At 30.7% G+C, this 11,057-nt stretch carries 11 protein-coding genes and 1 pseudogene; 11 read left to right on the top strand and 1 reads right to left on the bottom strand.

The annotated features are described in order from the left end of the window. The first annotated feature begins 96 nt into the window (after positions 1-96). The 3 genes from CLOPA_RS14020 (at position 97) to CLOPA_RS14010 (ending at position 2,152) form a co-directional block, all read left to right on the top strand. Positions 97-453, top strand: a complete 357-nt coding sequence (locus CLOPA_RS14020) for a DUF1292 domain-containing protein (RefSeq protein WP_015616106.1) — start codon at positions 97-99, stop codon at positions 451-453. An 85-nt stretch (positions 454-538) separates the two neighbouring features. Continuing rightward, the gene (locus CLOPA_RS14015) at positions 539-1,180 is read left to right on the top strand and encodes an HAD-IB family hydrolase (protein WP_015616105.1); all 642 of its coding nucleotides are present in this window, start codon (positions 539-541) and stop codon (positions 1,178-1,180) included. A 132-nt stretch (positions 1,181-1,312) separates the two neighbouring features. After that, positions 1,313-2,152, top strand: coding sequence for an aminotransferase class IV (locus tag CLOPA_RS14010; protein WP_015616104.1), 840 nt, complete (start codon positions 1,313-1,315; stop codon positions 2,150-2,152). Between the two features lie 101 nt (positions 2,153-2,253). Here CLOPA_RS14010 and CLOPA_RS14005 read toward each other — a convergent pair whose 3' ends face one another. Continuing rightward, positions 2,254-3,219, bottom strand: a complete 966-nt coding sequence (locus tag CLOPA_RS14005; RefSeq protein WP_015616103.1) for an L-lactate dehydrogenase — start codon at positions 3,217-3,219, stop codon at positions 2,254-2,256. 229 nt (positions 3,220-3,448) lie between these two features. Between CLOPA_RS14005 and CLOPA_RS14000 the strand changes: the two genes are divergently transcribed. From CLOPA_RS14000 to CLOPA_RS13970, 8 genes and pseudogenes are all read left to right on the top strand, one after another. After that, positions 3,449-4,282 carry a PRD domain-containing protein gene (locus tag CLOPA_RS14000; protein ID WP_041711494.1) on the top strand — a complete coding sequence of 278 codons (834 nt, stop codon included), beginning with the start codon at positions 3,449-3,451 and terminating at the stop codon, positions 4,280-4,282. 183 nt (positions 4,283-4,465) lie between these two features. Further along, positions 4,466-4,618, top strand: coding sequence for a hypothetical protein (locus CLOPA_RS25165; protein ID WP_172638618.1), 153 nt, complete (start codon positions 4,466-4,468; stop codon positions 4,616-4,618). Then, positions 4,615-6,024: a DUF342 domain-containing protein gene (locus CLOPA_RS13995; RefSeq protein WP_155241917.1), complete on the top strand. Its 1,410-nt coding sequence runs from the start codon at positions 4,615-4,617 to the stop codon at positions 6,022-6,024. The genes CLOPA_RS25165 and CLOPA_RS13995 overlap by 4 nt, the downstream gene beginning before the upstream one ends. Before the next feature lie 107 nt (positions 6,025-6,131). Next, on the top strand, positions 6,132-6,578 hold the full coding sequence (locus CLOPA_RS13990) for a chemotaxis protein CheW (RefSeq protein WP_015616101.1): 447 nt from the start codon (positions 6,132-6,134) through the stop codon (positions 6,576-6,578). 28 nt (positions 6,579-6,606) lie between these two features. Continuing rightward, complete coding sequence (locus tag CLOPA_RS13985) at positions 6,607-7,098, top strand: chemotaxis protein (protein WP_015616100.1); 492 nt, start codon at positions 6,607-6,609, stop codon at positions 7,096-7,098. 55 nt (positions 7,099-7,153) lie between these two features. Beyond that, positions 7,154-8,207, top strand: a pseudogene (locus CLOPA_RS13980) (protein-glutamate methylesterase/protein-glutamine glutaminase). Positions 8,208-8,209: 2 nt separating this feature from the next. Then, positions 8,210-8,977, top strand: a complete 768-nt coding sequence (locus tag CLOPA_RS13975) for a CheR family methyltransferase (protein ID WP_015616098.1) — start codon at positions 8,210-8,212, stop codon at positions 8,975-8,977. 14 nt (positions 8,978-8,991) lie between these two features. Then, positions 8,992-11,055: a chemotaxis protein CheA gene (locus CLOPA_RS13970; RefSeq protein ID WP_015616097.1), complete on the top strand. Its 2,064-nt coding sequence runs from the start codon at positions 8,992-8,994 to the stop codon at positions 11,053-11,055. Positions 11,056-11,057 lie beyond the last annotated feature (2 nt).

The following is an 11,057-nucleotide window of genomic DNA, read 5'->3' as shown; positions in this document are numbered from 1 at the left end:
TTTTAATAAAATAATATAAATTTTAGTAAAACCCCTTTTATTATTTTCATTTTAAGGGTAAAATTAAGATATGACACAAAAAGGAGGTATGTAATAATGAGTGAAAATGAAAAAGTTAATGCATGTAGTATAGATGGGTGTGGATGTGGAGAAAATGAACATCAACATGAAGAACATTCACATGAATGCGATTGTGGGTGTGAAGATCATGAGCACGAGACATTTTCAGTAGAACTTGAAGATGAACATGGAAACGTAGTTTCCTGTGATGTTATAGACGGCTTTGTATATAATGATTTAGAATTTGCTTTAGTTCAAAATCCTCAAGATGGTTCAGTATATTTATTTAAAGTAGTAGGTGAAGGTGAAGAGGGCGAACTTGTAATTCCAGATGACGAAGAATTTAAGGCTGCTACTGCTTATTACGAATCAACTTTGGAGAAAGAAAAATAATTCCTATAAGAAGTCGCTGCTTTAAGTAGCGGCTTTTATTTTACATATATATAAGTAAAACTTGATAATATATGGAGATGATACCTTGGAGAAATTAGCTATATTTGATGTGGACTATACTTTGACAAAGAGAGAAACACTTTTTGAATTCTATATGTTTATGCTTAGAAAAAAGCCTCATTTAATAATATATATGCCCAAAAGTTTTGGTTCAGCTATTCTGTATGCTTTAGGTATTTTTGGTGCAGCTAAGGCAAAAAATAATTTTATGGCCTTTATAAAGAGGATTCATGAAGATGAAATAAAAAAGTTAGTAAAAGAATTTTATAGCACAAGATTCAGTAAAATTTTTTATGTAGATGCAATAAGCACTTTAAAAAAATTAAAAGCTGAAGGTTATAAAATATATTTAATTTCTGCATCAGCAGAATTTTATCTAAATGAACTTTATAATATAAAAGAAGTTGATAAAGTTATAGGAACAAGATTTAAATTTATTAACGGCTATTATACTGGAGAAATTACAGGAGAAAATAATAAAGGAGAGGAAAAGGTTAAAAGACTTATGGAAGTATTAAAAGAAGAAAATATTCATGTGGATTTTAAGAATTCTTATATGTATTCCGATTCCCTTTCTGATTTGCCTTTATTTAAGCTGGTGGGTCACCCTTATTTAATAAATTCCAGGAAAAAAGATCATAACATTGAAGTACTTCATTGGAAGTAAAGAGTGGCAACGTCCCTGAATAACGATTTATCCTAAAGGACAACGATTTCTAAGTATCAGAAATATCGATACTAAGAAATCTGTTTATATGATGACTATCAGTAGGATTCATTGATAGGAGGTAATAAGCTGATGGAAGACATAAGTTATAGAGAATTTTATATACAGAATGATGAAATTAAACAAAAGGATAGTTTTAATGGTGAATTTATAACTCTAGGTAAATCCCTTTATGAAGTGATTAGAATCGAAGAGGGAGTGCCTTTGTTTGTAGAAAAAAATCTTAAGAGGTTAGAAAATTCAGCAAAGATTACAAATTTAATATTGTCCATAAGCCCAGAAGAAATAAGAAAAAAAATCAACAAATTAATTCAGGTTAATGACGTAAAAATAGGAAATATAAAAATAGTTTTTAATTTCTTTAAGGATAAATGCAATTTTTATGCTTATTTTCTAAAACATAATTATCCTACTAAAGATCAGTATGATAATGGTGTAGATACTATTTTTTTTCACGGTGAGAGAAGAAATCCCAATGCTAAAATTGTTAATACCGAATTTAGAGCATCTGTAGAAGCAAAAATGAAGGAAAATAATGCCTACGAGGCACTGCTGGTTGATAGAAATGGTAATATAACAGAGGGAAGTAGATCAAATATATTTATGGTGAAGGATAAAACTGTTTATACTGCTCCACTAGAAGATGTTTTACCAGGCACTACTAGAGATTCTATTATAGAGGTTGCTTTAAAATGCGGGTATGAATTTAAGGAAAAAAGAATAAATTATAAAGATGTAACTAAAATAGATGGAATGTTTATTTCAGGCACTCTGTCAAAGGTATTGCCAATAAGAAGAATAGGAACTATTCAGCTGAACTCTTCTAAAAATGCTGCAATTAGAAATATAATGGCAGAATATGATAAAATGATTAAAGAGTACATTACTGAAAATAGACTATTAAAGATTTAACCTTAGCTTCGCCGCGGAAAAATTGCACCTGGGGTAAATAAAAAAACTGGAAAAAATTACACCCCAGGGGTAAATTTCTTAATTTCATTAACTCTTAATTCTTAGATTTGAACTTTAAACTCTAAATTTACAGTTTTATCTAAAGATTCCTTCAGTTTCTTTGCTGAATCCTGCAGAGCGGATAATTCTTCCTTATTTAAAGGGGATTCTACTATATTTTTTACTCCTGATGCACCTATTACACTTGGAACACCTAGGTATATATCCTTTATCCCATACTGACCTTCAAGTAAAGTGGAAATAGTCAATATGGAGTTTTCATCTCTTAATATGGCTTCTACGATTCTTCTTATTGCAAGAGCTACAGCATAATAGGTTGCTCCTTTTTTCTTAATGATTTCATAGGCTGCATTTTTTACATTTTCATGAATTTTATATCTTATATTTCCATCACATTTATTGCAATATCTGCTGCAATATTCAGCAATATCCAGGCCTGCTATATTAGTTATGCTCCAGGTAGCTATTTCTGAATCACCATGTTCACCCATTATATAAGTGTGGATATTTCTTGTATCAATATTAAAGTGATCACCTAGCATATATTTAAATCTGGAAGTATCCAGAACAGTACCAGAGCCAATAACTCTTTCCTTTGGAAATCCAGAAATTTTATAAGTTATATAAGACAATATATCTACTGGATTAGAAACTACCAATAATATTGAATTTGGACTATATTTTACAACCTCAGGAACTATGGAATTCATTATTTTATAATTTTTATTTATGAGGTCAAGCCTAGTTTCTCCAGGTTTTTGTGGAGCACCAGCTGTTATTATAACAATATCTGAATTATTGGTGTCTGCATAGTCTCCAGCTTTAATAATTGCTGGTTTCACAAAAGATACACCATGGGATAGATCCATTGCTTCACCTTCAGCCTTATCCTTATTAATGTCTACTATCACAATTTCTGAAGCAAGACCTTCATCTATAAGGGCAAAAGCAGTAGTTGATCCAACAAAACCTGCACCTATTATTGAAATCTTAGTTGTTGTTTTCATAATAAAAACCTCCTTGAATATAGAAAAATTTTAGTATATGAAGCATTGTAATACTTATTATAAGTATATTATAAAACAAAAGATAATGATTATCAATTAAGAGAAGTATAAATTGAAGATTTCTGAGCACTAACCAGTGAAAGCTTTTCACCCAATATGTAAACAATATGTTATAATAACATTAATAATTTTGTGCAATATATTTTCAAATTATGCGGAGGATGTAATGATTGAGGATGCAATAATAAAAAAAGTATTAAATAATAATGTTGTCATAGCCCAAAAAGACAACAGTGATTTTATACTTATTGGAAATGGCCTTGGATTCGATTTCCATAAGGGAAGCACAGTACCAAGTAGTAGAATTGAAAAGGTATTCATAAGAGAGACTACAGAGATAGCTAATAATTATGATAAGGTTTTGGAAACCATTGATAATAAAATTATAGGCCTTTCAGAGGAAGTAATATGTATAGCAGAAAAGGATTTAGGGATTAAACTAAGTGATTCTATACATGTTTCTCTACCAGATCATATAAATTTTTCTTTAAGACGTATGGAAAAAAATATAAAAATAGAAAATCCATTTTTAAATGAATTAAGGGTATTGTATCCAGTGGAATATTCTATAGCTTCTAAAGCTCTAAAAATGATTAATGAAAGATTTAATTCCAAGCTTCAAGAAGATGAAATTGGTTTTATATGTCTTCATATTCAAGCTGCAATTACAGAAAAGGGAATAGGCGTTCATCTGGAATATACAAAAAAGATTAAAGAGATTATGGATCTTATTAAAAAATTAATAGGAAGATCTATAGATAAGAATTCTTTAGAATACGCCAGAACCTTAACTCATATAAATTTTATGCTGGAGAGAGTATTAGAGGGTAAAACTATAAAGAATTTATTATTAGATAATATAAAGGATAAGCTTTCTAAGGAGTATGATATTGCTATAAAACTAGCTTTAATGATAGATGCTTTATTTTCTGTGAAGGTACCAGAAGATGAAATAGGTTATTTAGCACTGCATTTAAAAAGACTTTCCGATATGGAAAGCTAAGAATAGTGTAGTAGTAGATTATGTCACAATTTAGATAAAAAACTCATTTTCTATCTAAAAAAATTGATTGTAAAGTTTATTTGGACTTTTACGATATAATAAATAAAGTGTAATTGGGCAGATTCAAAGAAATAAAAAATTATTATTTCTTTTTCTATGCTGTATTTAATTGGAGTGCTTGTAATGGATGGAGCATATGATGCTATAAGAAAATTAGAAATTTTAACTAGTCCTAATAATATGGAAGTACATATACATATAAACTATATACCTAAAACTGATAAACTTAATAAGGATAAAACTATATCAAATCATACTGTGAAAAAAATCACATGAGATATTCACAAGTTTATTCAGCAGAAGAAATTAGGAAACAGTTGAAGAACAATGGAATAATTTACGGGATTTTAGAAGATGCCTTAGAAAAGTGCAGCAATGTAGATGGAGTAAAAAATTTATTAATTGCTAAGGGAAAAGAACCAGTAGATGGTACTGATGATTTTCTTGAAATTAGGTTTAAAACAGGCAGCATTAAGGAGTTTATAGAAGATAGTCGTGGAAGGGTAAATTTTAAAAGTATAGGTTTTGTTGATTACGTACAAAAAGACACAGTAATTGCAGTAAAGCATAAGGGCATAGATGGAAGTGATGGTAAGGATATATACGGCAATGGTGTAGAGCATAAACCCGGTAAAAGAATTAATCTTAGAGTAGGAACGGGCTGCTGTATTAAAGATGAAAATGAAATCCTTGCGTTAATAAAGGGTGAACCAAGTTTTCAGGGAAACACATTTTGCGTACATAAATTACATGAAATAACTTCAGATGTGGATATTAAAACTGGAAATGTAAAGTTTGATGGAGCAATATTGATAAATGGAACAGTTAAGGAAGATATGATGGTAGAATCTGGAGATTTCGTGGAGATTAAAAAGGACATAGAGAAGTCAAGAATTATTGCAAAAGGAAATGTCGTAGTTAATGGAAACGTAATTTCTTCCACAATTGTATCTGGTGGAGAAGATACAACAAGGATTAGAGATTCAAATATACTATTAAACTTAAAAGACAATATTTTAAATCTAATTAATGCTGCAAGACAAATGCAGAAATTAATTAGATTGCAAAATGATATTTCTTATGGGGAAATAATAAAATTATTACTAGAAAACAGATTCAAGAGTATATTGAAACTATGCACTGAGATTATAAATGATGATGAATATATGTCTAAATTATTTATAAAAAAACTATTTAATTTAGCTCCACTGAAAATAAAAAATTCAAAAGAATTGCTTGAAATCATTTTTTTAATAGATAAAAATATAGAGAATATTAAAAAATTTGCTATAATACCTACAAATATTGATATTCCTTATTGTCAAGACTCCACAATCGAAAGTTCTGGTAGTATAACAATTAATGGTAAGGGTGAATATGTATCAAGACTTGTAGCTAAGGATTACATAATATTTAAAAATGATGATAGTATTTCAAGAGGAGGATTCATTAAAGCAGAGCATGAAGTCCGATGTGGTATAGTTGGAAGCCCAAGTGGCGTGTCAACAAAGATTTCTGTTGGAAGAAATGGTCATATATATGTAAAAAAGGCTTATGCCAATACAATATTTGTCATAGATAATATAGAATACATATTGGAAGTACCAGGTAAAGAAATACATGCTTATTTAAACAATAATAGAGAAATTGTAGTTAATAAATTTCCATTATATGACAACTAGCAGCTGTATAAAGTTAAGTATACAAGGTTGGCCACTGGATAGTTCATTTAAGCTTAGTGAAGTGCAAATTCCCACAGAGTAAGATACATTGATAGGAGGGTATAATTATGGATGGTAAAGAACTGAAAATATTGATTTTTAATATAAATGGTGAATATTATGCAGCAGATATTATGGAAGTAGAGAGAATATTGGGCTATGAAAAAACTACAAAATTACCTGATTCACCGGAATTTGTGGATGGTTTAATAAATTATGAAGGTAAAATTCTTCCAGTCATTTCTCTATCAAGAAGGTTTAATCTGTCAGAAAACAGTATAAATGAGGATTCCAAAATCATAGTTTCAAAGCAAAAGGAAAGTAAATTTGGAATTATTGTAGATGTAGTTTCGGAAGTAAAAGATATAAATATTAAGGATATGGAAGAAGCACCAGATGTAGTAGGTGGAATTTCTAAAAGATATATTAAGGGTTTAATAAAAATAGATGGAAAGATAATTATCTTCTTAAGGTTATCCAATATTCTAAGTGAAGAAGAGAAAATATTAATATAGAATTATAGAAGATTGATAAGGTGAGTATATGGATGAGGTAAAAGAGATAAGAGTAGGGATAGCCGATTTAAATTTAGCCTATCCGCCGGATAGAATAATAACTGTTGGGCTTGGTTCCTGCGTGGGTATCGCTCTATATGATCAATATAAAAAAATAGGGGGATTAGCTCATATAATGCTGCCGGATAGCAGGCAATTCAATAACATTACAAATGAAAAAAAATTTGCTGATCTTGCTATACCTATTTTAATTGAAAAAATGGTAAAGCAAGGCTCTAGCGTAAGAAATATAAAGGCCAAAATTGCTGGTGGAGCATCTATGTTTAATTTTACTGATAAACGTATGAATATGGATATTGGAAAGAGAAATAGCATGGCCGTGAAAAATATGTTAAGGGAGTTTAATATACCTATATTGAGTGAAGATGTGGGTGGCAATAAAGGGAGAACTATGATCCTTCGCACTTCAGACTTTATTGTACAGATAAGAACTGTAGGGCTTGGTATAAAAGAAATTTAAGTTCTCTGAAAATAAGTATAAGTGAAAACAGAGGATGCAAATGGAGTGATATTATTTGGAAAGCATAAAGGTTTTAATAGTTGATGATTCAGCATTAATGAGAAAAGTAATATCTGATATGTTAAATGAAAAAAAAGGCATTAATGTTGTAGATACAGCTAGAAATGGACAGGATGCACTTGAAAAGATTAAGAAGATAACTGTGGATGTTATTACTCTTGATGTAGAAATGCCTATTATGAATGGTATAGATACTTTAAAGGAACTAAAAAAAAGTAAAATAAATATACCTGTCATTATGTTAAGTGGTTTCACAAAAGTGAGTACAAGACTAACCATGGAGTGTTTACAGTTAGGTGCTTTTGACTTTATCTCCAAGCCCTCGGGGGCTATATCTATAGATATTAATAGGGTTCAGGATGAATTGGTTTTAAAGGTAAGGGCCGCTTTTCAGGAATGTTTAAGTAGAGGTAATTGTGGGGTAAGGAAATTATCAGTAGACTCTAAACAAGAAAATTATAAGGATAAAATTGATAAGATCTATTTATCAGGTATTGAAGCTGTGGTTATTGGTGCATCTACAGGAGGGCCTAAGGCGGTATACAATGTAATCACAAAATTTCCAAAGAATATAGGCGTCCCAATCTTTATTGTGCAGCATATGCCAGCAGGTTTTACAAAGGCTTTTGCGGAAAGATTAGATTCTAATAGTGAGATAAAGATAGTAGAAGCCAAGGAAGGTGAGATATATGAAAAGAATATAGCTTATGTGGCACCTGGAGGTAAAAAGTGATGGCAGGATTCATTTGAATAAAGAGCCAGCTATATGGGGAGTTAGACCAGCTGTAGATAAGTTATTTAAATCTGCTTCAGAAGTTTTTAAAAATAAAATTGTAAGTGTAGTTTTAACTGGAATGGGAAGAGATGGTGCAGAAGGTACCAAGGTAATAAAGCAAAAGGGTGGAATAACAATATCAGAGGATGAATCCACTTGCGTTATCTATGGTATGCCTAAAATGGCCTATGAAACTGGTGCTGTAGATTTCGTAATACCACTTGATAAAATTGCGCAGGAAATTATAAAAATAGTTCATGGAATCAGGAGGTAGCAATGGATTTAGAGCAGTTTAAAGATTGGGTCTTAAAATATTTTGGAATAAATTTATTCGCCTATAAGTCAAACCAGCTTCACAGACGAATTTTAAGCTTGATGTCAAGAATTGGCATAAGCAGTATTGATGATTATGTAAAACTTTTAAAAAATGATTATGCTCAAAGACAAAAATTTTTAGATTTTATTACTATAAATGTAACAGAATTTTTTAGAAATCCAGAATTATTTAAAGAACTTGAAAGAGAAATTGGAATATATGTAAAGGAAAAAAATCAGAATTTAAAAGTATGGAGTGCTGCTTGTTCCATAGGAGCAGAGCCTTATTCCTTGGCTATAATTTTTGACAATTTAAAAAATGCTAATAGACCATCAATAATAGCTACAGATATTGATACAACTATTTTGGAAAGAGCAAAAAAAGGTGAGTATACATTATCTGAAATGAAAAATGTAGAAAAAAAATATATAGATAGGTATTTTAAACTAGCAGGAGATAAATATCTTATAGACACAAGCATTAAGAGCATGGTAACATTTGAGAAGCATGATTTAATACTTCAGAATTATGAAAAGAATTTTGATTTGATTGTATGCAGAAATGTAGTAATATATTTTAATCAGGACATAAAAGAGAAAATATACGAAAAATTTAGTAACTCGTTAAAAAAAGATGGCTTGTTATTTGTAGGGGCAACAGAAAGCATATATAATTACAGAGATTATGGTTTTGAAAAAGCATCTACTTTTATCTATAGAAAGCTGTAAGGGGGAAAAGTACTTTGGATACTTCACAATATTTGTCAATGTTTTTGGAAGAATCAATGGATAATCTACAAAGGTTAAATGAAGTGCTTCTACAGTTGGAACAAGAACCAGAGGATGTAGATAAATTAAATGAAATATTTAGAGTTGCACATACCATAAAGGGTATGGCAGCAACTATGGGTTTTAATAGAATGGCAGAGCTTACTCATAAGATGGAAGATGTGCTTTCAGAATTTAGAAATGGAGAACTTAAGGTCACTCAAAAAGTAGTTACAGTATTATTTAAATGTCTTGATACCTTAGAAAAAATGGTAGATAATATATCAAATGGTGAAGAAGAAGAAATACCCGTAGGAGATATTATAGATAAACTTGAGGATATATCTAAAAATGCCATGAATTCTTCTGAGGAAATATCAGCTAAAGAGCTGCAGCAGGAGGACAAGCTAAACGGTGAAGAGGAGAAAGCTTCAAAGGACAATAGAGAAGATAGTAAAATACAATTAAATGAATATGATGCAAATGTGATAAAGCAGGCACTGGACAAAGGCTATAATGCTCTAGCAATTACTATAATGCTTAGTGAAACAACTCTGCTGAAATCTGCCCGCTCTTTCTTAATATTTAAGAGCCTTGAGGAAAGTGGAGAAATTATCAAGTCTATTCCAGGTACAGAAGATTTGGAAAGTGAAAATTTTGATTTTGAAATACAACTTGTGTATATAACTGGAAGTTCTAAAGAGGATACTAAAAAAATATTAGAGGATATTTCGGAAATCGATGAAATTGAAATAACTAATGTAGATGCTAATAATATAAAAGACTATTATAATGATTATAGAGTGGAAAAACTGGTTGAAAAAGTTGAAGTAAAAGCTGCGCAGCCTCAGGCAAAAACTAAGGTGAGCATTGAAAATACACAAAAAAAACCTGCAGAAAACCATAAAAAAGTTCATCAGTCTGTAAGGGTAGATCTTGAAAGATTAGATAAATTTTTAAATATGGTTTCTGAACTGGTAATAAATAGGACAAGACTTGAACAAATAAGCAGTAATTATAAACTTACAGAACTTAATGAAACTATAGAGCAAGTGGCCAGAACTACAAATGATCTGCAGGATCTTGTTATGAAAATCAGAATGCTTCCACTGGACACTGTTTTTAATAGATTTCCAAGGATGGTAAGGGATTTATCTGTAGAATTAGATAAGGAAATGGAACTTATCATAGAAGGACAGGATACAGAACTTGATAGAACTGTTATTGATGAAATTGGAGAACCTTTAATTCATCTCATAAGAAATGCGGCGGATCATGGTATTGAATCTAAGGAGGAGAGAATCTCTAAGGGTAAAGATGCAGTAGGAAAGATAAGATTAATAGCCTATCAGGAAGGTACTAAAGCAGTAATAAAGGTTCAAGACGATGGTGCAGGTATAGATGTAGAAAAGGTCAGAGCAAAGGCAGAAAAAGTAGGTATTAATACTGCTGGAATGAGTGAAAATGATATTAAAAATCTTATTTTTGCCCAAGGCTTCAGTACCAATGAAACTGTAACAGATATTTCAGGCAGAGGAGTTGGTATGGATGTGGTTAAGACAAAGATTTCAGCTCTTGGAGGTACTGTAGATACCAGCAGTGAACAAGGTGAAGGTTCAACCTTCATCATAAAATTACCTTTGACACTTCAAATAATAACTGCTCTTCTAGTAAAAGTAGGAGAAGAAAATTTAGCAATTTCATTAAACTATATTGATAGTGTTATCGATTATAAAGAGGGAGACATAAAAAGGACTAACAATAAAGAAGTTATTGTCTATAGAGGCAAGGTACTACCTATAATAAGAGTTAATAAACGTCTGGGACTTCCAAAGACAAATAAGGATAAAGTTTACATAGTAATAGTTAATGTGGGAGAAAAAAGTGCAGGACTCCTTGTGGATTCACTTCAAGGTCAACAGGATATTGTAATAAAGCCACTTGGCAAAACTCTAAAACAGCTTAAGGAATATATAGGGGCAACAATACTTGGAGATGGATTTGTAACTCTCATTCTTGATGTTGCAGCCTTTGTATAGGA

It is taken from the genome of Clostridium pasteurianum BC1 (assembly GCF_000389635.1).
Taxonomy (GTDB): domain Bacteria; phylum Bacillota; class Clostridia; order Clostridiales; family Clostridiaceae; genus Clostridium_I; species Clostridium_I pasteurianum_A.
The sequence above is the reverse complement of the archived record's forward strand: the minus strand, read 5'-3'. Positions and strand labels throughout refer to the sequence as shown.

Coding starts and splice junctions, on each gene's coding strand:
- CLOPA_RS14020 (WP_015616106.1), top strand. CDS start 97: ATGAGTGAAAATGAAAAAGTTAATGCATGTAGTATAGATGGGTGTGGA.
- CLOPA_RS14010 (WP_015616104.1), top strand. CDS start 1,313: ATGGAAGACATAAGTTATAGAGAATTTTATATACAGAATGATGAAATT.
- CLOPA_RS14005 (WP_015616103.1), bottom strand. CDS start 3,219: ATGAAAACAACAACTAAGATTTCAATAATAGGTGCAGGTTTTGTTGGA.
- CLOPA_RS25165 (WP_172638618.1), top strand. CDS start 4,466: ATGGATGGAGCATATGATGCTATAAGAAAATTAGAAATTTTAACTAGT.
- CLOPA_RS13995 (WP_155241917.1), top strand. CDS start 4,615: ATGAGATATTCACAAGTTTATTCAGCAGAAGAAATTAGGAAACAGTTG.
- CLOPA_RS13990 (WP_015616101.1), top strand. CDS start 6,132: ATGGATGGTAAAGAACTGAAAATATTGATTTTTAATATAAATGGTGAA.
- CLOPA_RS13985 (WP_015616100.1), top strand. CDS start 6,607: ATGGATGAGGTAAAAGAGATAAGAGTAGGGATAGCCGATTTAAATTTA.
- CLOPA_RS13975 (WP_015616098.1), top strand. CDS start 8,210: ATGGATTTAGAGCAGTTTAAAGATTGGGTCTTAAAATATTTTGGAATA.